The organism is Blastococcus sp. SYSU DS0539, assembly GCF_054050855.1.
This window is the reverse complement of the sequence record NZ_JBJHAF010000005.1, coordinates 16,434-37,444: the sequence shown is the minus strand read 5'-3', so window position 1 is coordinate 37,444 and position 21,011 is coordinate 16,434. Positions and strand designations below refer to the sequence as shown.

The 21,011-nt window shown below is 75.5% G+C and carries 22 protein-coding genes and 4 tRNA genes; 13 read left to right on the top strand and 13 right to left on the bottom strand.

The window, feature by feature from the left end; translation table 11 throughout:
- The first annotated feature begins 250 nt into the window (after window positions 1-250).
- Window positions 251-625 carry an ArsR/SmtB family transcription factor gene (locus tag ACI790_RS07885; protein ID WP_456569468.1) on the top strand — a complete coding sequence of 125 codons (375 nt, stop codon included), beginning with the start codon at window positions 251-253 and terminating at the stop codon, window positions 623-625.
- 14 nt (window positions 626-639) lie between these two features.
- On the opposite strand, the gene ACI790_RS07880 is transcribed toward ACI790_RS07885, so the two are convergent.
- The gene (locus tag ACI790_RS07880) at window positions 640-1,473 is read right to left on the bottom strand and encodes a hypothetical protein (protein WP_456569237.1); all 834 of its coding nucleotides are present in this window, start codon (window positions 1,471-1,473) and stop codon (window positions 640-642) included.
- Window positions 1,474-1,689: 216 nt separating this feature from the next.
- On the opposite strand from ACI790_RS07880, the gene ACI790_RS07875 reads away from it, so the two are divergent.
- Both ACI790_RS07875 and ACI790_RS07870 read left to right on the top strand, forming a co-directional pair.
- Entirely contained in the window at window positions 1,690-2,097 is a 408-nt protein-coding gene (locus ACI790_RS07875; RefSeq protein WP_456569236.1) for a YciI family protein, read from the top strand.
- Between the two features lie 9 nt (window positions 2,098-2,106).
- Window positions 2,107-3,252 carry an RNA polymerase sigma factor gene (locus ACI790_RS07870; RefSeq protein WP_456569235.1) on the top strand — a complete coding sequence of 382 codons (1,146 nt, stop codon included), beginning with the start codon at window positions 2,107-2,109 and terminating at the stop codon, window positions 3,250-3,252.
- A gap of 21 nt (window positions 3,253-3,273) precedes the next feature.
- Here the strand turns inward: ACI790_RS07870 and ACI790_RS07865 are convergent, their stop codons facing one another.
- The 3 genes from ACI790_RS07865 to ACI790_RS07855 all read right to left on the bottom strand — a co-directional run bounded on the left by ACI790_RS07865 (window position 3,274) and on the right by ACI790_RS07855 (window position 4,820).
- Window positions 3,274-3,984 carry a hypothetical protein gene (locus ACI790_RS07865; RefSeq protein WP_456569234.1) on the bottom strand — a complete coding sequence of 237 codons (711 nt, stop codon included), beginning with the start codon at window positions 3,982-3,984 and terminating at the stop codon, window positions 3,274-3,276.
- Window positions 3,985-4,106: 122 nt separating this feature from the next.
- A tRNA-Lys gene (locus ACI790_RS07860) sits at window positions 4,107-4,179 on the bottom strand.
- Window positions 4,180-4,268: 89 nt separating this feature from the next.
- Window positions 4,269-4,820, bottom strand: coding sequence for a GPP34 family phosphoprotein (locus tag ACI790_RS07855; RefSeq protein WP_456569233.1), 552 nt, complete (start codon window positions 4,818-4,820; stop codon window positions 4,269-4,271).
- Between the two features lie 134 nt (window positions 4,821-4,954).
- Here ACI790_RS07855 and ACI790_RS07850 point away from each other — a divergent pair, with 134 nt between their 5' ends.
- Together ACI790_RS07850 and mqo are read left to right on the top strand one after the other, a co-directional pair.
- Window positions 4,955-5,359, top strand: a complete 405-nt coding sequence (locus ACI790_RS07850; RefSeq protein ID WP_456569232.1) for a PH domain-containing protein — start codon at window positions 4,955-4,957, stop codon at window positions 5,357-5,359.
- Window positions 5,360-5,568: 209 nt separating this feature from the next.
- Window positions 5,569-7,068, top strand: a complete 1,500-nt coding sequence (gene mqo, locus ACI790_RS07845; protein WP_456569231.1) for a malate dehydrogenase (quinone) — start codon at window positions 5,569-5,571, stop codon at window positions 7,066-7,068.
- 452 nt (window positions 7,069-7,520) lie between these two features.
- Here the strand turns inward: mqo and ACI790_RS07840 are convergent, their stop codons facing one another.
- The gene (locus ACI790_RS07840; RefSeq protein ID WP_456569230.1) at window positions 7,521-7,691 is read right to left on the bottom strand and encodes a hypothetical protein; all 171 of its coding nucleotides are present in this window, start codon (window positions 7,689-7,691) and stop codon (window positions 7,521-7,523) included.
- Window positions 7,692-8,297: 606 nt separating this feature from the next.
- Window positions 8,298-9,173 carry a Rieske 2Fe-2S domain-containing protein gene (locus tag ACI790_RS07835; protein WP_456569229.1) on the bottom strand — a complete coding sequence of 292 codons (876 nt, stop codon included), beginning with the start codon at window positions 9,171-9,173 and terminating at the stop codon, window positions 8,298-8,300.
- A 200-nt stretch (window positions 9,174-9,373) separates the two neighbouring features.
- Here ACI790_RS07835 and ACI790_RS07830 point away from each other — a divergent pair, with 200 nt between their 5' ends.
- The 3 genes from ACI790_RS07830 to ACI790_RS07820 are packed head-to-tail and all read left to right on the top strand — an operon-like array spanning window position 9,374 to window position 11,839.
- Entirely contained in the window at window positions 9,374-9,892 is a 519-nt protein-coding gene (locus ACI790_RS07830; RefSeq protein WP_456569228.1) for a GtrA family protein, read from the top strand.
- A 55-nt stretch (window positions 9,893-9,947) separates the two neighbouring features.
- Window positions 9,948-11,483 (top strand): metallophosphoesterase family protein, encoded by a 1,536-nt coding sequence (locus ACI790_RS07825; protein ID WP_456569227.1) that lies wholly within the window; start codon window positions 9,948-9,950, stop codon window positions 11,481-11,483.
- A 23-nt stretch (window positions 11,484-11,506) separates the two neighbouring features.
- Entirely contained in the window at window positions 11,507-11,839 is a 333-nt protein-coding gene (locus ACI790_RS07820) for a hypothetical protein (protein WP_456569226.1), read from the top strand.
- Window positions 11,840-11,848: 9 nt separating this feature from the next.
- Here ACI790_RS07820 and ACI790_RS07815 read toward each other — a convergent pair whose 3' ends face one another.
- A complete protein-coding gene (locus tag ACI790_RS07815) occupies window positions 11,849-12,493 on the bottom strand; it encodes an AMIN-like domain-containing (lipo)protein (RefSeq protein ID WP_456569225.1) in 645 nt (214 codons plus the stop codon).
- 84 nt (window positions 12,494-12,577) lie between these two features.
- Here ACI790_RS07815 and ACI790_RS07810 point away from each other — a divergent pair.
- The 3 genes from ACI790_RS07810 (at window position 12,578) to ACI790_RS07800 (ending at window position 12,845) form a co-directional block, all read left to right on the top strand.
- Window positions 12,578-12,650: transfer RNA gene (locus tag ACI790_RS07810), tRNA-Glu, on the top strand.
- 24 nt (window positions 12,651-12,674) lie between these two features.
- A tRNA-Asp gene (locus tag ACI790_RS07805) sits at window positions 12,675-12,748 on the top strand.
- Window positions 12,749-12,771: 23 nt separating this feature from the next.
- Window positions 12,772-12,845: transfer RNA gene (locus ACI790_RS07800), tRNA-Phe, on the top strand.
- Between the two features lie 44 nt (window positions 12,846-12,889).
- Here the strand turns inward: ACI790_RS07800 and ACI790_RS07795 are convergent.
- Window positions 12,890-13,963 carry a glycosyltransferase gene (locus ACI790_RS07795; protein WP_456569224.1) on the bottom strand — a complete coding sequence of 358 codons (1,074 nt, stop codon included), beginning with the start codon at window positions 13,961-13,963 and terminating at the stop codon, window positions 12,890-12,892.
- Between the two features lie 124 nt (window positions 13,964-14,087).
- Window positions 14,088-14,780 carry a phosphodiesterase gene (locus tag ACI790_RS07790; RefSeq protein WP_456569223.1) on the bottom strand — a complete coding sequence of 231 codons (693 nt, stop codon included), beginning with the start codon at window positions 14,778-14,780 and terminating at the stop codon, window positions 14,088-14,090.
- A 225-nt stretch (window positions 14,781-15,005) separates the two neighbouring features.
- Here ACI790_RS07790 and ACI790_RS07785 point away from each other — a divergent pair, with 225 nt between their 5' ends.
- On the top strand, window positions 15,006-15,218 hold the full coding sequence (locus tag ACI790_RS07785) for a hypothetical protein (protein ID WP_456569222.1): 213 nt from the start codon (window positions 15,006-15,008) through the stop codon (window positions 15,216-15,218).
- Window positions 15,219-15,287: 69 nt separating this feature from the next.
- Here the strand turns inward: ACI790_RS07785 and mftG are convergent, their stop codons facing one another.
- The 3 genes from mftG to ACI790_RS07770 are packed head-to-tail and all read right to left on the bottom strand — an operon-like array spanning window position 15,288 to window position 18,989.
- Window positions 15,288-16,817, bottom strand: coding sequence for a mycofactocin dehydrogenase MftG (gene mftG, locus ACI790_RS07780; RefSeq protein WP_456569221.1), 1,530 nt, complete (start codon window positions 16,815-16,817; stop codon window positions 15,288-15,290).
- Complete coding sequence (locus ACI790_RS07775) at window positions 16,810-18,123, bottom strand: class I adenylate-forming enzyme family protein (RefSeq protein WP_456569220.1); 1,314 nt, start codon at window positions 18,121-18,123, stop codon at window positions 16,810-16,812. Before ACI790_RS07775 ends, mftG begins: the two co-directional genes overlap by 8 nt.
- A complete protein-coding gene (locus tag ACI790_RS07770; RefSeq protein WP_456569219.1) occupies window positions 18,120-18,989 on the bottom strand; it encodes an MBL fold metallo-hydrolase in 870 nt (289 codons plus the stop codon). The genes ACI790_RS07775 and ACI790_RS07770 overlap by 4 nt, the downstream gene beginning before the upstream one ends.
- A 58-nt stretch (window positions 18,990-19,047) precedes the next feature.
- On the opposite strand from ACI790_RS07770, the gene ACI790_RS07765 reads away from it, so the two are divergent.
- Window positions 19,048-19,602 (top strand): hypothetical protein, encoded by a 555-nt coding sequence (locus tag ACI790_RS07765; protein WP_456569218.1) that lies wholly within the window; start codon window positions 19,048-19,050, stop codon window positions 19,600-19,602.
- An 8-nt stretch (window positions 19,603-19,610) separates the two neighbouring features.
- On the opposite strand, the gene ACI790_RS07760 is transcribed toward ACI790_RS07765, so the two are convergent.
- Window positions 19,611-21,002, bottom strand: coding sequence for a M23 family metallopeptidase (locus ACI790_RS07760; RefSeq protein WP_456569217.1), 1,392 nt, complete (start codon window positions 21,000-21,002; stop codon window positions 19,611-19,613).
- Window positions 21,003-21,011 lie beyond the last annotated feature (9 nt).

The following is a 21,011-nucleotide window of genomic DNA, read 5'->3' as shown; positions in this document are numbered from 1 at the left end:
CACGACGGCCGCTCCGGACACCCCCGGACGGCGCCCGTGTCCCATTCGTTGCGCAGCGCATCCCGGGCGGTCGGTGACCCGGCTCACGGCTCGGTGACCTGTCGACAAGACGCCCGCTCCTGAGCGTGAAATACCGTCTCCGGGGCACGGTCGTCCCTGCGCGGCATCGGCGCGCCGGCGTGTCGGGGCGCCCCACGGCGGCGAGGAAGGCCGGGGACGAGGAGCGGCGCGGTAGCATCGTCGCGTGGCGATGGAACCGGCGGTCACCGTCCCGGGATCCCCGCCGCTGGTCGAGACGGCGGTGCTGTCACCCGCGGCGTCGCTGTTCCACAGCCTGTCCGACCCGGCGCGCCTGGCGATCGTCCGGCACCTCGCCCTGGGTGAGCACAGGGTCGTCGACCTGACCGCACACCTGGGCCTCGCCCAGTCCACCGTCTCGGCTCACCTCGCCTGCCTGCGCGACTGCGGTCTCGCCACCTCCCGCCCCCAGGGCCGGGCGTCGATGTGGTCGCTGAACCACTCCCCCGACCTGCTGGCCCTGCTGTCCGCCGCGGAACGGCTGCTCGCCGCGACCGGCGATGCGGTCGCCCTCTGCCCGGCCCACGGCGAGCAGTCCAGGTCCTGACCACCCGGGCCGCCTCACCCGGGGCCTGAGGTCGTCAGGACGACGAGGTCGAACTCCAGCCCCTTCGCCAGCACCGGGCTCAGCGACCGGACCCGGCCGGTCCCCCGGAACGTCGGGTCGCCGATGACGCAGGCGACGCCGTCGGCGTGCTCGGCGCGCCAGCTGTCCAGGATCCGGTGCAGGTCCGCGACCGGTCCGTGGCGGACGGGCACGCCGCTGCTGCGGATCGACGTCGGCACGTTCGCGTCCGGCAGCGCGGCGCGGATGACCGGCTCGGCCTCGGCCATGACCTCCGCCGGCGTCCGGTAGTTGACGGTGAGGGAGGCCGACTGGTCGTCCAGCGCGGCGTGCCCCTCGAGCCCGTCGGGGGTGAACACCTCGTCCCAGTAGTCGGTGATCCGGCCGCGGGTCCAGCGGTAGCGGCGGCGGCTCACCAGCCCCATGGGGTTCGCGTGGGTCGCGGCGAAGAACGGCTCCGCCGCCGGGGAGCGCCAGTCGACCAGCAGCCGGCGTCCGGTGCTGTCGGTGAGCCCGAGCCGGCCGACGTACACCGGTGCGGCGTCGGCCCCGACGACCCGCCCGAGGCAGAGGTCCAGGCCGAACCGGCGCAGGGTGCCCAGCCGGGCGCTGAGCCGGTGGATTTCCAGGTCCCGGTCCAGCGCCGCCTGACCTTCTCCGCCGGGCGCGCGGCGCTCGGCGTCGAGGCGGGCGGAGAGCTCGGCGATCGAGCGCCGGAGGCTCTCGGCGAGGGCCGCGAAGTGCTGCTCGTCGGCGGCGATCAGGGCCGGAGCGGCCTTGGGAGCGAGGTGGTCGGGGAGGTCGAATGCGCTGGTGGTCAGGGGGTTCACGCCATCAACTCCGATCTGAGGCCCGCGACCATAGAGCGATTTTTCCGGCTCATGAGGACTGCGATTTCCTGCTACACATGAGGTGGCGGGAGTTCCGGCGCGGCGCCGACGTGTCACGTGGAACATCCGGCGGTGATGTCGAGAAGCCGGAACCGGCTCCGTCCCCGCGGTGGACGTGACCACGAAGGGTCGCGCCGGCACCGAGGAGAGATCGCGATGGCCAAGTACCTGCTGCTGAAGCACTACCGAGGCGCCCCGACGGCGAGCAACGACGTGCCCATGGACCGCTGGACGCCGGAGGAGATCTCGGCGCACGTCCAGTACATGCGGGACTTCGCCGCCCGGATCGAGGGCAGCGGCGAGTTCGTCGACGGTCAGGCGCTCGCCCCGGAGGGGATGTGGGTCCGGTACGACGGCGGGGGCCGGCCGCCGGTCACCGACGGGCCGTTCGCCGAGACCAAGGACCTCATCGCCGGCTGGATGGTCATCGACGTGGACAGCCAGGAGCGCGCCGTCGAACTGGCCGGCGAGCTGTCGGCCGCCCCGGGGGCGGGCGGGAAGCCGATCCACGAATGGCTCGAGGTGCGCCCGTTCCTGACCGCGCCGCCCACCGTCACGGAATGACCCCCCGCGGTGGACGAGGCCCTGCTCCGCAGCCTCACGCCGGGCGTGCTCGGGGTCCTCGTCCGCCGCGGCGCCGACTTCGCCGCCGCCGAGGACGCCGTGCAGGAGGCGCTGGTCGAGGCGGTCCGTGCGTGGCCGGCCGACCCGCCGCGGGACCCGAAGGGCTGGCTGGTCACCGTGGCCTGGCGCCGGTTCCTCGACGCGACCCGGGCCGACACCGCCCGGCGCCGGCGCGAGGAGCTCGTCGACGAGGAGCCGGCGCCCCGGCCCGCATCCGCGGTGGACGACACGCTGCAGCTGTACTTCCTGTGCGCGCACCCGTCGCTGACGCCGTCGTCCGCGGTCGCGATCACGCTGCGGGCCGTCGGCGGGCTGACCACCCGGCAGATCGCGCACGCCTACCTGGTGCCCGAGCCGACCATGGCCCAGCGCATCAGCCGGGCCAAGCGCACCGTCTCCGGCGTGCGGTTCGACCGGCCCGGCGACGTCGCCACCGTGCTGCGCGTCCTGTACCTGGTCTTCAACGAGGGCTACTCCGGCGACGTCGACCTCGTCGCCGAGGCCATCCGGCTCACCCGGCAGCTCGCGGCCGTGATCGACCACCCGGAGGTGGCGGGGCTGCTCGCCCTCATGCTGCTGCACTCCGCCCGGCGCGCCGCCCGGACCGCGCCCGACGGCAGCCTGGTGCCGCTCGCCGAGCAGGACCGCAGCCGGTGGGACACCGGGGCGATCACCGAGGGCGTCGGGATCCTGCAGGCGGCGCTGGCCCGCGACCGGCTGGGCGAGTTCCAGGCGCAAGCGGCCATCGCGGCGCTGCACGCCGACGCCCGCACCGCGGAGGAGACCGACTGGGTGCAGATCGTCGAGTGGTACGACGAGCTCGTGCGGCTGACGGGCAATCCGGTCGCCCGGCTCAACCGGGCGGTGGCCGTCGGCGAGGCGGACGGCCCGCGCGCCGGTCTGGCGGCGCTCGCCGCGCTGGACGACTCGCTGCCGCGGCACACCGCCGTCGCCGCGTACCTGCACGAGCGTGACGGCGACCCGCTCACCGCGGCACGGCTGTACGCCGAGGCCGCACGCAAGGCGACCGACGCCGCCGAGCGCGACCACCTCACCCGCCAGGCCGCCCGGCTCAACGCCCGCCGGCCCCGCTGAGAGGTGGAGTGCCGGCCGAGGTCAGCCGTAGCTGGGGTCGACAGGAGTCGAGGGCTCCACCGCCACGGCGTCGAGCGCGGAGGCGGTGACAACGGCATCGATCGCTGCCCGGCTCCCGCCCACGTAGGTCAGGTAGCCGTCGATGTTGGTGGCGACCAGCCAGGCCCGATCGGCCGGCCACCACAGGCTCGCGCACCGCCACTCCAGCGGCGTCGGCAGCACCGGGGCGGCGGAAACGGGCCCGGCGAGCAGGTGATAGGCCCGGTGGGGAACCCGGACACGCATCGGCCGGTCCCGCCAGGCGTCGGTCTCCTCGACGCCGAAGCCCTCCCAGAGACAGAAGTAGGCATCCTCCGGTGTCCCGGTGAAGCCGGCGAGGACCTCGGCGAGGGACTCGGTCTCCCGCGCGTCCAGACCGCCGTCGGAGGGCCGGCCCCAGCGGTCGGACCCCGCCACGAGGGCGTCGAACTGCGTCTCGGCGGTGAGCGGGACGCCGGTGTGGGCCGAGATCTCCGACCACCTGTGCCGCGGCTCGCCGTGCTCGTCGTCCCGGTCGTACGTAGGGGGGAGCACACGGGCGTAGGCGGCGAACCCGGACGGCACCATCGTGGCCACGGTCCAGTTGCGGGCATCGGCGGTGGGCGCCAGCGCCCTCTCCACCCAGGCAGCCGGCCCGGTGTCGGCCAGCAACGACAAGCCCGGCGCCCAGGAGACAGGCTCCCTCGGTTCCAACCGACGTCCTCCCAGATCGTCCTGCCGGGGGTCAGCGTGAGGGGTTCGCGCGGATCGACCCTCAGGCCTTCCCCATGAGCGACCCCTGACCCGCGGATCTCCTGGTCAGGGGGCATCCCGCGTGGGCCCCGTGGGGATCGAACCCACAACCCGCGGATTAAAAGTCCGCTGCTCTGCCAGTTGAGCTAGAGGCCCGGTGGGTGCAGACCCTCTGGACGTGCGACGTCCCGTGGTCCTGCGGCCCGCGGGAAGGCTACCGCCGAGAGCTCAGCCGAAGGCCGCGGTCAGCCGGGTGCGCCGATGGTCCCGCCCAGCCGCATCGCCCGCGCCGCCTGCAAGTTCCTCGCCCGCTCCGTGCTGATGAGCTGCGCCGACTCGCACATCCACCGGATGCCCTGCGTCCTGTCCAGCACCTCGTCGACCGATCGCTGCGGGTCCCCGACCCCGGCGGCCCACGCGAGGGCCAGTACTGCAGCGTCCGCCGGGGACCCCGGCACCCCCGCGAACCCGTGCACGAGCCGCCGCTCCGGGGTGCGCCCCCACCGGTCCCGCGGCCGTCCCGGGTCGTACCGGGCCCGTCGCCGGAACCATCGGCTCCGCCGGCGCCACACCCCGGCGTCGACGAGCGCATCGACGACGTCCGACAGGCCCAGCGGCCCCGTGCGGATCCAATCGTCCAGCGTCCGACCGTCGTCGAGCAGGTGTCGGAGGGCCACGTCCAACGGCTCCCAACCCACTGGCGCGGGGTCGATCCGGATCGCGTCCCTCTCCTCCACCAGGCGCCCCACAGCAGCGAGATCGGCGGTGAGCGCCGCGCGGACGGCCTGGTCGATCATGGGGGTGCTCGACCAGCCGACCGCGCTCGTCGACGCACGCCCCGGCGACCCCGGTCGCGATGCGCCCCTCGCCCGCCACGACGTGATCCTCGGTCACCCCGCACTGCCTCGCAGCCTGCCGGGGCATCTCCCTGGTGGTCGCCGTCGGGCTCCTGGTGGTCCTGCTCACCGCCGGATTCCCGCCGCTGGTCCTGGTCCTCTTCCTGGCGTTCGCGGTGGCCATCACCGGCTACAACACCGCGACGGCGCTGAGCCGGGTCCGCGCCCACGACGACGGCTCGATCGAGGTGCGCAACCGGCTGAGGACCCGCCGCCTCCAGCGCTCCGACATCGGCCGGGTGATGCTGGGGCGCCAGGGCGGGCCCGGTTCCCTGCGCCGGCTGGAACTGCTCCTGCGGGACGGGCCGACGCTGCACCTCGTCGCCACCGAGGCGCCCCCGCTGCCCGGGCAGCGACGGCGGCTGGAGGAGCAGGCAGCCGAGTTGCGCGCCTGGCTGAGCGGCGCCGCGCAGCCGTATCGGGGGCGCGACGGCTCCTGACCTCCCGAGGACGGCGCGCCGACGGGGTGAAGGTGCACACACCGGCCCGCGCATGGGACCCGTCGGTGCCGGTCATAACCTTGAGGGGCCGTACCGGCGAATCACGGTGACATACCTCATACGCCGGCGGCGTATGTACCGGCCGATTTCGGCCGACGATCGATGGAGGGCGCTGCAGCGCCTCGCCGAGCACAGCCAGAGAGGCAGACGTGACTTCCGAGCGCAGCGTTCCCGACAGCGCGAACCCCGACGTCGTACTCGTCGGGGGCGGCATCATGAGCGCGACCCTGGCGCAGCTGCTCAAGGTCGTCGCCCCCGAGTGGAGCATCGCGGTCTTCGAGTCGGGCAAGGTCGTCGCCGGCGAGAGCTCGGGCCCCTGGAACAACGCCGGCACCGGGCACGCCGCCCTCTGCGAGCTCAACTACACCCCTGCGGGCCCCGACGGCCGGGTCGACCCGGCCAAGGCCATCACGATCAACGAGCAGTTCCAGGTCTCCCGCCAGTTCTGGTCGCACCTCGTGCGCGGCGGGATGACCGGCTCGCCCAAGGACTTCATCTCCCCGGTCCCGCACCTGAGCTTCGTCACCGGCGAGCAGGGCCGCAGCTACATGCGCGCCCGCCACGCCGCCCTGGCCGCGCAGCCGCTGTTCGAGGGCATGGAGTACACCGAGAGCCCGACCGAGTTGGCCGAGTGGCTGCCGCTGGTGATGCGGGGCCGCGATCCCGAGCAGATCGTCGCCGCCACCCGCTCGGCCGCCGGTACCGACGTGAACTTCGGTGCCCTCACCCGCCTCATGCTCGACGACGTTTCCACCCGCGGCGTCGACGTGCACGTCAACCAGCGCGTGGACGCGCTGGAGAAGCAGAGCGACGGGCGCTGGAAGGTCACCGTCCGCGACACCGTCTCCGGGGACCGCGTGACCATGCGCGCCCGCTTCGTCTTCGTGGGCGCCGGCGGTGGCGCCCTGCCCCTGCTGCAGAAGGCGGGCATCCCGGAGATCCGCGGCTTCGGCGGCTTCCCGGTCAGCGGCATGTTCCTGCGCAGTCGGTCGCCGGAGCTGGTGGGCGCCCACCAGGCCAAGGTGTACGGGCAGGCCGCCGTGGGTGCGCCTCCCATGTCCGTGCCGCACCTGGACCTCCGCCTGATCGACGGCGAGTACTCGGTCCTGTTCGGCCCCTACGCCGGCTTCTCGCCCAAGTTCCTCAAGGCCGGCTCGATGTTCGACCTGCCCAAGAGCGTCAAACCCAACAACCTGGGCTCGATGCTGGGCGTCGCCCGCACCGAGATGGCGCTGACCAAGTACCTGATCGGCGAGCTGCTGCAGACCCGGTCGGCCCGGCACCGCACGCTGCAAGCCTTCGTGCCCACCGCCGAGAAGGCCGACTGGGACATGGTCACCGCCGGGCAGCGGGTGCAGGTCATCAAGCAGGACCCGAAGACCGGCAAGGGCGTCCTGCAGTTCGGTACCGAGCTGATCGTCGGCGGCGACGGCAGCATCGCCGGCCTGCTCGGCGCCTCCCCGGGCGCCTCGACCGCCGTCTCGGCGATGCTCACCCTGATGGAGCGCTGCTTCCCGCAGCGCATCGACGCCTGGCGGCCGCTGCTGCAGACGGCGATCCCCTCCTACGGGCACTCGCTGAACGAGGAGCCGGCGCTCCTCGAGCAGGTCCGCACCGAGACCATGCAGACGCTGGAGCTCAACGGCTGATCGCCTGGTGGCCCCTCAGGGCCTCCCGCACTCCCCGGCATCCGCGCCCGGGCGGCTGGTCTGCACGCAGACCGGTCGTCCGGGCATCGTCGTCACAGCACGCCCAGCACCAGCAGCAGGATCAGCGTCAGCACCGCCGAGATCAGCAGCGAGCCGAGGCAACCGAGGCGGTTGGAGAAGAGGAAGAACATCCCCGGGGGGTGCCCGCCGCGTGGTACCCACGACACCTCGTGTGCGGCGCGTCACCTCGGTGCGCCGGGGGACCACCCGTTCAGGGGATCGCGGCCGACCCTGCCAGTTACGTACCGTCATCATCGTTCCGGTCGGGAGCGCGGCACCGCGCTCCTGTCCGCCGCATCGTCCGCCTCGCGCTCCGGCGCCCGGCGGCCAGACCCCGGCCCGGCTGACCCGTTCCCCCCGGGGCAGCCGGGCCGGCTCCTCTCCCGGCCGATTCAGCCTGCGGCCCGGCACACCCGGACCACCAGCTCGGCCAACGCGGTCCGCAGACGGTCGCTCACGGGCAGGTCCACGACCACCGCCGGCTCGTCCCCGATCCGCACCCCCAGCGGCACGACGTAGGGCTGCTTGACCTCGGCCAGCACGTGCGGCTCGCAGGCGGCCACGGGAGAACCGCACCGCGCTGTCCACCGTCCTGGCTCCCGCCGCCAGCTCGACCCCACCCGCCCGCAGGTCCGCCACCCCGAGGTCCACCACCTGGGCCACCGACACGGCCACGCACTCCTCGTCGTGCACCTGCTCCAGCGCCCGCCCGCCGAGCGGCACGCGCACGTTCTCCACCGCACCGTCCGGACGGAGCACCGTGAGACGGGCGGCAGCCGGCGCCCCGGCGCCCGGGCACCGCGCCGCCCAGTAGGGGCCGGCAGGTCGATGACCCGGCCCTGCACGAAGGCGGCGGTCACCGGGGACGGCGGGAGGGGTGCGAAGCCCGACACGCCCAGGGCCACCGCGGTGACGGTGAACGGCTCGTCCCCCGTGGCGGTGACCCGGACCTGGACCCGCCCTCCGGCGGCCTCGTCGGTCCGCAGCCGGACGGCCTCGGCCGCGATGCCGGGCACCGGCGGCACGGTGGCCCGGGCGGGCGGCGAGGACGCCGGCGCGGTGCCGGAGACGATCGGTTCCCCGCCGCACCCGGCGAGCAGCACCGCCGCCACGAGCAGGACCGGCGTCCGCCTGATGGCGCCGCAGCGTAGGGCCGCGGGCGACTGACGTCAGCGGTGGCGGCCCGGCACCCGCGCCTTGACCCGGCCGGCCTCCATGCGGACCTCGAGCTTCTCCTGCGGGTTCGCCGCGGGACCGCGCCGTGGCTCGCCGCTGTCCAGGTCGAACGCCGAGCCGTGCCACGGGCACACCAGGCAGTCGCTGCCCCGCACGCTCTCGACCGTGCCCTCGTCCAGCGGGCCGGACAGGTGCGAGCAGGCCGCGACGAAGACGTCGACCCGCGCCCCGCGCCGGACGACGGCCAGCGGCACCGCCATGCTGCTGCCCTTCCCGGTGCGCATCGCGGGCCGGCCCTCGGGCAGGTCGTCGAGCGGGCCCAGGTCGATCCAGTCGGTGCTCAGCGCCCGCACCGCGGGCGCCGCGTGCGAGGCGCCCGAGGACTGCGCGTAGGACATGTGGCCACCGATCGCCGCCGACCCCCCGGCGACGCTCAGCCCCGAGTAGGCCAGCACCCGACCCAGCGTGCCGCGCCCCCGGGCCCGGGCCACCAGCGAGCCGGCGTACAGCCCCAGCGCGGCGGTGTTCATCACCGCGTGCAGCGCACCCAGCCGGCGCACCCCGCTGCCCTGCTCCGACCAGTCCGCGGCACCCGACAGCGCCGCCGGGACGGCGGCGGCGACGCCGGTGCCGATCAGCACCGTGGCGGCCGGTCGCAGGGGCGGCACCGCGTCCAGCAGCCCGGCGGAGACCCAACTGCCGACCGGCACCTGGACCAGCACCGGATGCAGCGGGTGGCCCAGCCACGTGCCGTGCAGGACGTCCTTGACCGCGCTCGGCATGCCCTGGACGGCGCGCCGGGCCGGCTCGATGGCCTTGTCGAACGCCGACACGTCCGCGATGCGGTCCAGGAACCCCATGAGACTCATGGGCGGCCCCTACCCGGATGGCAGCGACCCGACGCACCGCACGGCCGGCACTCTCAGCCGGTGATCCACAGGGAACCGTGAGCAAGGACACGGGTGCGTCACAGGTCCACCCGGCATGTTCGGTGGTGACAAGGGTTATGCCGGAGAGGACCCTTGACCTCGCTCACCTCTGCTTTCGCCGCCTGCCCGAAGGACCTCCCGTGACCTGCCCGTCCCTGCTCCGCCGCGGCCACGCCGCCGACGCCGTCGGCGATCTCGCACGGACGACGGCGCAGCTGGCCCGGGTGTCCGCCCCGCACCTGACCGCGCGGCTGCGCAAGGACGACACCACCGCCCAGTTCCTCCGGTTCGTCCTCGTCGGCGCCGTCACCACCGGGGTCTACGCGGTCCTCTTCATCGCGCTGCGCAGCCGGGGCTACCTGGCGGGCCACCTGGTGGCCACCGCCGCCTCCACGGTGCTGGCCAACGAGATGCACCGCCGGCTGACCTTCCGGGCCGACGAGCGGGTGAACTGGTTCACCGCCCAGTGGGAGGCAGGCGGCGTCACGGTGATCGGCCTGCTCGCCACCAGCTCCGCGCTCGGCTGGCTGGACGCGGTCACCGACGGCGCCCTCCCGTGGCTGCAGATCGCCACGGTCGCCGCCGTCACCGCCCTCGTCGGCCTGATGCGCTTCCTCGCCCTGCGCTGGATCTTCCGCCCCGGGCCGGCCACCGCCTGAGCCGGCCCGCCGCGCCGACCCGAGGGGGCCGCGGACGACCGCTAGCGTGTGCGCGGTGAGCGAGCCCACCGAGACGACGTCCCCCTGGCCGGGCCGCGCCCGGGTGGCCGGACGCTGGGCCGCGCGCGTCGCCCTCGCCCTCGGTGGTGCGCTGATCGCCGTCCTGCTGTTCGCCCGCGTCTCCGCGCCGATCGGCCCGTTCGACGCGACGCTTGCCTTCCGGCCGGCCTCCGGCGGCGCCGAGGTCGCGGTGCCCCCGCTCGGCTCGCTGGCGGTGGACGTCTACGACGGACCTCTCCGGCTCGACATCTCCCTGCAGAGCGTCGACCAGGCCCGCGCCCAGGCGCTGGCGAGCGATCCGGTCCGACTGGCCGGTGTGGTCGACCGGGTCACCGAGAACCTGCAGTCGGCCGTCGTCCGGCTGGTGTGGGTGACCGTGCTGTGGGCGCTGGCCGGTGCCGCGGTGACCACCTGGGCGGTGCTGCGGCGGCGCCGGGAGCCGCTGATCGCCCTCGGCGTCACCACCGCCGTCCTGGCCGGCACGGGGGCCGTGGGCGCCGCGACGTGGCGACCGGAGGCCCTCTCCCAGCCGACGTACACCGGCCTGCTGGTCAACGCCAACAGCCTCATCGGCAACGCGCAGGACATCGTCGCCCGGTTCGACGCCTACCGGGCCTCGCTGGAGGACCTGGTGGCCAACGTCGGCACGCTGTACGCGTCGCTGTCGGCGCTGCCGACCCCCACCGGTTCCGGTGACTCGGTGGCGCTGCTGCACGTGTCCGACATCCACCTCAACCCCGCCGGCTTCGACCTGGTCCGGCAGGTCGTCGACAAGTTCGACGTGGACGGGGTCCTCGACACCGGGGACCTCACCGACTGGGGCAGCGCGCCGGAGAACCGGCTGATCACCTCGGTCGGCGATCTCGACGTCCCCTACGTCTACATCCGCGGCAACCACGACTCGGCCGCCACCGCCAGCATCCTGGCGGCCCAGTCGAACGTCACCGTCCTCGACGACTCCGGCGTCAGCGTCGCCGGCATCCGCATCGTGGGCGCCCCCGATCCGCGCTTCACCCCGGACAAGAGCACCGGCGACGACGAGGCGGGCGAGGAGGTGCTGGTGGCGTCCGGCGAGGAGCTGGCGGACTACGCCGGCACGCTGCCCGAGCAGCCGGCGATCGCCCTGGTGCACGACCCGAAGCAGGCACCGCCGCTCGACGGCGTCGTCCCCCTGGTGCTCGCCGGACACACCCACGAGCGCGCGGTCGAGCAGCTGTCCGAGGAGACCCTGCTCATGGTGCAGGGCTCCACCGGCGGCGCCGGCCTGCGTGCCCTGCAGGGCGAGTACCCCGAGCCGCTCACCTGCACGATCCTCTACCTCGACCCGGTCACCGGGGCGCTGCAGGCTTACGACGAGATCACCCTCGGTGGCCTCGGCGAGACGGACGTGACCGTGCAGCGCACGATCGTGGCGGCGGCCGACGAGGCGCTGGGGTCCGACGGTGCGCCGGGGCCGACGGCCGGGGACCGCACGGTCGTCGCCCCCGCCCCGGCCGGCGACGCGGTGGCGCCGGCGTCCCCGCCCGGCTGAGCGACGGGCCCTACGCTTCGCCCATGACGTCGACGACCCGCGCTCCCCGGATCGCCGGAGGGCTGCTCGCCGCAGGCCTCTCCCTGGCGGTGCTCACCGGCTGCTCCTTCACGTCCGAGAACGTCTCGTGCTCGTCGGGGACCTGCACCGTGACCCTGTCCGGCGACGGCGCGCAGGCCGAGATCCTCGGCACCACGCTCTCCTTCGACGGCGTGCAGGACGGCCGTGCCTCGCTCACCGTCGGCGGGAACAGCGTGTCCTGCGGCGAGGGCGAGGGCGTCGCCGCCGGGCCGCTGGAGATCTCCTGCACGAGCGTCGCCGCGGACTCGGTGGAGCTGACCGCCAGCGTCGGCTGACGGCGGACGTCAGCCGGCGTGGCGGACGTCGACGACCACCCGGGCCGGGTCCTCCAGCAGGTGCACCCGGAACGGCGTGCGGTCCCCGGTGCCGATGAACGCCGTGGTGACCCCCTCGTACGTGGCCTCGAAGAGCACCTCCGTCACCGCTCCGGTGTCCGGAGCGGTCAGCGGGTCGGGCCCGGAGTACTCCTCCACGCCGGTGTCGTAGGGATAGCCGGCCCCGATGATCTGCACCTGCAGCACCGCGTCCCCGGCGACCTCGATCGCGGCACCGCTGCCGGGGGCGGACGCCTCGTCGACGTACCGGACGTCCCAGCCGGGCGTTCCCGCCCCGGCGACCTCGAAGACCACCCGGTCGTAGCCGTCGGAGGTCCCCACCCGGACGTCGCGGACCGTCACCCGGGCGTCCGACGAGGCGTCCCCGGTGTCGGGCTCGGTGTCGGCGTCGAACGGCGCCCCGCCCGTCGCCGGCTCCGTCCCCGGGTCCGTCGCCGGCGCCGTGGTCGCGGTGGTCGTGGAGGTGGCGGGTGCCGTTCCCGCGGCGCTGTCCGTCGTCGTCGGGCCGGGAGCTCCGCTGCCGCCGGCGCATCCCGACAGGGCGATCAGCGAGGTCACGAGGGCGGGGAGGACCGCCTGGGATCGGGTGCGCACGGAACACAGCCTCACATCCGGGGACCCCGCCGCAGGGGAGGCGCGAGGGGCATGTATTGTTCTCGCTGCCCCCGGCGAACACGAGCCCCCATCGTCTAGCGGTCCAGGACGCCGCCCTTTCAAGGCGGTAGCACGGGTTCGAACCCCGTTGGGGGCACGCACCACCAGCACCATTCAGCAAGGCCCTGTAGCGCAGTTGGTTAGCGCGCCGCCCTGTCACGGCGGAGGTCGCGGGTTCGAGTCCCGTCAGGGTCGCTCTCCGGCGGGAACGCCGGGAGGGGCAGGTAGCTCAGTCGGTACGAGCGCTCGCCTGAAAAGCGAGAGGTCGGCGGTTCGACCCCGCCCCTGCCCACACTTTCGGAACGGGCCCGGCATCGCGCCGGGCCCGTCGTCGTCTCAGGCCCAGCTGCGGTCCGCCGCCACCTGCGCGTACACCTCGGCGTGGACCTCCTGCACGGCCGCCCGCTGCTGCGCGCGCCAGCTGCGGTCGGCCGGTCGCGGCATCGGCCGGGTCAGGGCCGCACCGATCGCAGCGGTCAGGGACACCGGGTCGAGGCCACCGCGCTCGTCGTTGGCGTAGGGCACGACCTCCGACCACTGGTCGGCGAACCAGCCGCAGCTCGGCGCCACCACGCGGGTGCCGACGTCCCGGCAGATCTCCACGTCCTGCGAGTGCGTCCCGCAGCGCTCCGGCAGCACCGCCACGTGCAGCTGCTGCAGCGCCGCGGCCCACTCGCCCGCCCGGTAGCGGACCAGCTCGAGCTGCCCGTCGTCGGCCAGCGCGGCGATCGCCGGGGCCAGGGCCGGTGCGGCCACCTCGTCGACCAGGACGCGCAGCCGGCCGCCGCCGGAGACCGCGCCGGAGAGGGCCGCCCGCACCAGACCGACCGGATCGGGAACGGCGCTCGACGCCGCCCCCACGCGCACGCCCACGAGGCCGCGCTCGGCTCCGAGATCCGGGTCGGGGGTCGCGATCGAGGGGTGCGCGACCACGATCGAGGTGCGCCCGTACCGCTCGGCGATCTCGTCCGCCGCGCCGGGCGTGAGCGTCAGGACCACCTCCGCCGTGGCCAGTACCGCGGCGAGGAGCGCGTCGTGCCGGCCCGGCGTCGCCTCGTCGGCGTCGCGCAGCTGGTGCACGGTGACGACCAGCGGCACGCCGAGCCGCTGCAGCTCCTCGGCCCACGCCACGAGTTCCGCGGTGCCCAGGTGCCCGTAGCCGGCGTGCAGGTGCACGACGTCGACCTCGCCCGCCGAGGCGGCGAGGTGGGCGACGTCCAGCCACGGGCTGGGTTCGGTGGCGTCCCCGACACGGATGGCACCCGGCGGGACGACGGCGTCCACGTAGGGGCCGGCGTGCGGGATCGACGCCACCCGGACGCCCTGCCCCGGAAGGGCGGGCAGCCCCGGGAGCGGGGGCTCTGCATGCGTCACGCGGGGGTACGTCTCCTCGTACGGTCGAGCGATCACGGTGGTCAGGCTCGACATCCAGGGACCGGCCGCGGTGCTGGAGCCCGTCCTCCAGCCTGCTACCCACCGTCCTGCGGGCCAACCCGTGACCAACTCCATCGGGTGAGCCGGCGTGGCCGGTGCGTCACCGGGCAGGTGGCCGACCGACCTTCCGGGCCATCGCGTACGCCGGCTCGCGGAAGCGCGCCATCGGCCCGTCGGCAGCCAGGCCCGGCGGCGCGTGGCGGACCGCGTCGAACCGGAGCGCCGGGTCCAGCGGCCGGCGCGCACCGGTGGCGCGCAGCGTGGCGAAGGTCCGCCACTCCCCGGAGCCGACCGCCGCCCTGAGCGCGAAGACGACGGCACCGCGGTCGGCCGCCCCGGCCACCGGCTCGGGGTCGGACGGGATGCCCGACCGTTCGGGTACGGCGGCCAGGCGCACCGCCCCGGGGGCCGACCGGTAGGCCATGATCGAGCCGTAGGTGACCGCCCCGCCGGACCTCGGCACCGGGATCCGCCGGGTCAGCGGCCCGCTCCCGCTCGTCGACAGCAGCAGGTCCACCGGAGGCCCGTCCTCGCCGGGGATGCGGATGGCCAGGCCGAGCAGGTCGGGCAAGGGCGCCGGCAGGCCGGCGCCGCGGGACAGGCGGACGACGACCCGGTCGGAGCGCACCGCGTCGAGCCACGGGACGCCGAAGGGCGGGCTCGCGCCGTGCCGCTCCAGGACGGCGTCCAGTACGGCCCCCCGGGGATGTATCGCCCGGCCCCGGCGCCACCGCGCCACGGCACCGAGGGGCACCGCCACCAGTCGCCCGGCGGCATCCACCAGATCGCGCACGACACCCTCCGCTCCTCGGACCGGCCGCTGCCCTACCCGCCGCGAGGTGCGGGGGATGCAGCAGCCACCGGAGGGGCTGCGTGCGGCGGTCGACCGTCTGGCGAATGCTGACCGTACGCACGGGAACGGCCGACGTCCGTGCGGCGAACTGTGCGTGTGTCGACGCTGATCTTCGGCTACATCTGCCTGGTGACACGGAACGGTCCGAACGCTTACGTTGAGTGCATGCTCTCGACGCTCCTGGTCATCGGTGGTGTGCTGGTCGGCCTGCTCGTGCTGCTGGCGGTGATCGTGAGCCTGAGCGGACGCCCGGCCACCCGCGGCGCGCAGACCGCCCCTCGCTCGCCGGGCTGGGTCGCCGACGCCGGTCGCCCGCACCCCGACGCGTGGTCGCCCCTCACCTCCACCACGACCAGCGAGATCCCCGCCATCCGCTGATCCCTGGACCCGGGGTCCCGGCGGCTGCGACAGCGCGCCGCCGGGACCGTCCGGCCGCCTGCGGCGGCCTCACCGGCCGGCCATCAACTCCGCGGCCCGCTCCCCGACGAGCACCGCGGTGGCCGCCGGCCCCCGGCTCGGCACCCGCGGGAGCACCGAGGTGTCGGCCACCCGCAGCCGGTCGACGCCGCGCACCCGCAACCGCTGGTCGACCACCGCGCCCGGATCGCCCTCCGGCCCCATCCGGGCCGTGCCCGAGAGGTGCACCGCCGTGGTCAGCCGCTCCCCGATCCAGGCGTCCAGCGCCGCGTCATCGGCCAGCAGCGGCTCGGTGAGGCCGCCGGCGGGCCGGCCGACGGCGGCCAGCGCCCGGGTGCGCAGCAGCCGTGCGGCGGCACGGACCCCCTCCCGCATCCGCCGGCGGTCGGCCTCCTCGGCCAGGTGGCCGTACTCCACGACCGGCGGAGCGGACGGATCGCCGTCGGCGAGGACGAGGCGCCCGAGGCCGAGGGTGCGCTGCAGCCCGACGCCCATCTCGACGACCTCGCCCGCCGGCGCCGGGCGACCGGTCATCACCTGCTCGAAGGGGGCCAGCCACGGCAGCACCTCCAGGTCGCCCGGCACCTCCGCCCCGGTGGACGTGAGGTGCAGGACGCCGTCCAGCGGGGCACGCCCCGGTCCCGCGGTCACCCCGTCGACCGGCGCGAACGGCAGGTAGACCAGCGGGTGGTCCGAGCAGTCGCGGCCCACCCCGGGAGCATCGACGAGCACCTCGATGCCGGCGGCGCGCAGCGCCGGCGCGGGGCCGATCCCGGACAGCAGCAGGAGGTGGGCCGACCCGACGGCCCCGGCGGCGAGCACGACCTCGCCGGCGGCGACGTCACCCGCGGTCGTCCGCACCCCCACCGCACGCCCCCGCTCGACCAGGACCCGGAGCACGCGGACTCCGCCGCGGACGGTCAGCCCGGGATGCCCGCGGCGCGGTGCCAGGTAGGCCTCCGCGGTGCTGATCCGCACCCCGTCGACGACGTTGCGCGGCAGCGGGCCGTAGCCGGGAGCGCTCCCAGCGTTCTTGTCCGGCTCGGCCGGCACCCCCAGCTCCTCGGCGGCCGCGGCGAACGCCTCGGCCAGCGGCGGTCCCCCGGTGGGGCGGGTCACCGGCACCGGCCCGTCGGCACCGTGCCCGGGGCGGTCGCCGAAGTCGCGGTCGGCCTCCAGCCGGCGCAGCACCGGCAGCAGCCGGTCCCAGGACCACAGGTCGTTGCCCGCGGCGGCCCAGCCGGCGGCGTCCGCGGGGGTCGGGCGCACGAAGTAGCCCGCGTTCACCGCGCTGGAGCCACCCGTGACCCGGCCGCGCGGCACGCGAACGGTCCGGCCGCCGGGCAGCAGGCCGGGCAGGTCCCAGTTGGCGGGGTGGCCGGGCACGGCGGCACGCAGCGTGGTGGCGTCGCGGAGCTCCTCGGGGGCGTCCGCGGGGCCGGGGTGGTGCGCCCCGGCCTCGAGCAGCAGCACGGTCCGGCCGGCGTCGGCCAGCCGGGCGGCCAGCGGGCAGCCCGCGGTGCCGCCGCCGACCACGACGACGTCCCAGTGCTCAGCCACCGGCGAGCCCGAGCACCCCCGGCAGGTCCAGCCGGCGCACCTTTCCCGTGGAGGTCCGGGGCAGGCCGGCCAGCGGGTGCAGCGACTTCGGGCGCTTCGCGGGGGCCAGCCGCTCCCGGGCCCAGGCGGCCAGCTCGTCGGCGCCCGCCGCGCCGACGTAGGCGGCCACCACCCGCTGCCCCCAGTCGGCGTCGGGTACGCCGAACACCGCGCTCTCCACGACGCCGGGATGGGCGTCGAGCACCGCCTCCACCTCGGCGGGGTAGACGTTCACCCCACCGGAGATCACCAGGTCCTCCCGGCGACCGTCCAGCCAGACGGTCCCGTCGTCGTCCACCCGGCCGAGGTCGCCGACGGTGACCCGGTCCCCCCGCCACGCCGCCGCCGTCTTCTCCGGCGCCCGCCAGTACTCGAACCGGGCCCAGCGCGGCACGGTGCACCAGAGCTGGCCGCGCTCGTCGGTCGCCAGCCGCCGGCCGGGGCGCGCCCGCCCGACGCTGCCGGGGTGGGCCAGCCAGTCCTCGGGCGGGCAGACGGTGAACTGGGCCTCCGTGGAGCCGTAGAACTCCCACACGCTGCCCGCCGGCAGGGCGGCGAGCGCCGCGCGCTTGAGCGGTTCGGGGCAGGGCGCACCCGCGTGCACCAGGCGGCGGAACGACGACCAGTCGACGTCGTCGCGGGCGAGCAGCCGCTGCAGGTGCGTGGGCACGCAGAACGCAGTCGTCGGCCGGAGGCCGGACAGCACCCGCGCGGCGCGGGCGGCGTCGAAGGGGCCGGGCAGCAGCACCTCGCCGCCGGCCAGCAGCGTGTGGACGGCGAACCGCAGCGGCGCGCTGTGGTGCAGCGGGGAGAGGACGACGTGCCGGTCCTTCGGGCCGAAGCCCCACAGCTCGATCTCCTCGCCGGCCAGGGCCCGCGCGTCGTCGTCGGCGAGGACGCCGGACCACACGCCCTTGCGCCGGCCGGTGGTGCCCGACGTGTAGTGCATCGGGCGGGCCAGCGGCACCGGTGCCAGCGCGGCCTCTTCGTCGCCGAGCAGGTGGGCCGGGTCGGTCCCGGCGTCGAGCGCGGCGTCGGCGTCCGCGGCCAGGGCCGCCCGCTCCTCCGCGGGCAGGCCGGGGTCCAGGACGACGGGCACGATGCCGGTGCGCAGCGCCCCGAGCACGACGGCGAGCAGCGCCGGCGAGGCGGCGGCGGAGAGCAGCAGCCGGTCGCCCTCGCGCAGGCCGGCCGTGGCCAAGGACGCCGCGGCCCGCCGCTGGTCGCGCTCGCTCCCGGCCGCGGTGACGACGGCGACGTCGCTCATGCCGGCCGCACCCCGCCGTCACCGGCCAGCTCGACCCGCCCCTCGGCGGCGAGCTTGGCCAGCGTGGCCCGGGTGGACTGCGCCGCGGCGGGCCACACCGCCCGGGGCACCTCCGCGTAGACGGTGGCCACCAGCTCGTCCACGCTCCGCGCACCGGCGGCCAGCGCGTCCACCAGCTGCTGCTCCCGGTACGCCCGGTGGGCCAGGTAGTAGTCGAGGACGGCGCCGGGGTCCTCGGTCAGCTCGGGGCCGTGGCCGCAGTAGAGGGCGCTGGGGCCGAGGTCGTGCACGCGCCGGAGCGACTCCAGGTACGCGACGACGTCGCCCTCCGGGTGGGTGACCACCGAGGTGCCGCGGCCGAGCACGTGGTCGCCGACGAGCACCGCGCCGGACTCGAGCCGGAAGGCGAGGTGGTCGGACGTGTGGCCGGGGGTGGCGACGACGCCGATCGTGGTCCCGGCCAGGCGCAGCCGCTCCCCCGCACCGAGCAGCCGCCCGCCCGGGCCGGTGACGGCCTCGGTGGCGGCGGCGACGGGGGCTCCGAAGCGGGCACCCCACGGCCTGGCGGCGTCGGCGTGGTCGCCGTGGTGGTGGGTGACCAGGACGGCGACGCAGCGCGCGGCGCGGGCGGCCAGCGCGGCCTCCACGGCCGCCAGGTGCGCCGGGTCGTCGGGACCGGGGTCGACCACCACCGCCTGCCCGCTGCCCGGTGCGCCGACCACGTAGGTGTTGGTGCCGTCGAGGGTCATCGGCGAGGGGTTGGGCGCCAGGACCCGGGTGACCAGCGGCTCCGGCTCGGCGGTGCGCGGCAGGGCGCCGGGGGCGGGGAGATCCCACGCGCCGCGGGGATCGGTCGGGACGGTCACGACGGGCACGCTAGCCGCGAGGCCCCCACAGCGCGCATCCGGCGGCTACCCTCCGGCCATGCGCCGATCCCTCGTCCGCTCCGGGTTCGTCCCGGCGGCCGTCGCCCTCGTCCTGGTCACCGGCTGCGGGAGCTCCGACGACGGGGACACCACCGCGTCGGAGGAGACCTCGGCCTCGGCTACGGAGACGTCGGCTCCGGAGACGACGGCTCCGGAGACCTCGCCCGCCGAGGACACCGGGTCCGAGGACGCCGGCTCCCGGTTCTGCAGGGAGGCGACGAGCATCCAGGAGCGGCTCACCGGCAGCGCCGGCGCGGCCGGTGACCCGCGCGGCCTGCCGCAGATCTTCCGGGAGGCGGCGGAGGAGATCCGCAGCATCGAGGCGCCCGCCGAGCTGGCCCCGGACTGGAACGCCCTGGCCGACGGCGCCGAGCGGTTCGCCTCGACGCTGCAGGACGTCGACCTCACCGATCCGAACGCGCTGGCCACCCTGGAGCAGCGGCTCGCCCCGCTGGAGCAGGAGCTGAACGAGGCCTCGACGAACGTGCAGAACTACCTCGTCGACGAGTGCGGCATCCAGCCGCCCACCGGGGAGACCGCTCCGTCCACCTGAGGCCCCCCTCAGCCGCCGCAGCCTCCGACCCGGACGCCGCGGGCGTTGAGCCACGGGACCGGGTCGACGTGGCCGCCGTACATCCGGCCGCTCGGGTGGACCTCGAAGTGCAGGTGCGGTCCGGTGGACTGCCCGCGGTTGCCGACCTCCGCGATCCGCTCGCCGGCCACCACCCGCTCGCCGACGGACACGAAGTACCGGTTGACGTGGCCGTAGACGGTCACGGCGCCGTCGTCACCCTCGATGTAGACGGCGTAGCCGAAGCCGGAGGCCGTGCCGGCGCGGCGCACCACGCCGCTGGTCGCCGCGTAGATCGGCGTGCCGATGGGGGCGGCGATGTCCACGCCCCCGTGCAGGGCGCCCCAGCGCCAGCCGTAGCAGCTGGACACGCGGCCCGACGTGGGCTTGACGTACCCGCCGCCGCTGACGCCGCCACCGCTGCTACCGCCGCTGCTGCTGCTGTCGCCGCCGCTCCCGCTGCCGCCGCTGGTGGCGGCGTTGCGGGCCGCCTCGGCCGCCGCCTCGGCCTCGCGCGCGGCGCGCTCGGCGGCCGCCCGGGCCGCGGCCTCCTCGGCCTCCTTCTGGGCGACCCACTGCTGGTAGGCGTTCCGGGCTCCCTGGAGCTCGAGCAGGTGGATCTGCGCGGCCTGCAGCTGCTCCTCGTACTGCGCCTTCTGCCTCTCGATCTCCACGTAGGCGGCCTGCTGGGCGGCGAGCTGCGCGTCCGCGGCCTCCTTGGCCGCCTGCGCGGCGTCCTCCGCCGCGGCCCGCTCGTCCCGCGTGGCGCGGGCCGTCGAGTCGGCGTTGGCCTGCCGGACCCGCGCCACCTCGAGCTCGCCGAGGACGTCGAGCTGGTTGGCGGCCACGTAGTCGAGCATCGCGGCCCGCTGGATCAGCTCCCCGGGCCCCTCGGAGTCCAGCAGCGCCGCCGAGCTGGACAGCGAGGAGCCGTTCATGTAGCTGTCCCGGGAGAACGCGGCGATCCGCACCTCGGCCGCGGTGACCGCCTCGTCGGCGGCCCGGAGCTCGGCGGCGGCGCGGTCGGCGGCCTCCTGGGCGAGCGCCAGCTCCTCCTCGGCGACGAGGTAGGCGGTTCCGGCGGCCTCGGCCTGGATGCCCACCCGCTCGAGCTCGGACTCGGCCTCCGCGACGAGCCCGGCGATGCGGCCGACCTCGGCGGCCGCGGCCGCCTGCTTGCCCTGCGCCTCGCCGATCTGGCTGTCACTGGGGTTGGGGGGCGGCGCGGGGACCGCGACGGCGGGGACGGCCGTGACCAGCAGCGTCGCGCCGGCCAGGACGCCGAGCAGGGCGGTGCGGAGCGGTCGGGGAGAGCGGCCCGCGACGGGCCGGCAGGTGCGGCCCCCCGGAGTCGCCGGTCCGGACGGACGGCGCTGGGACATGTGCTCGCT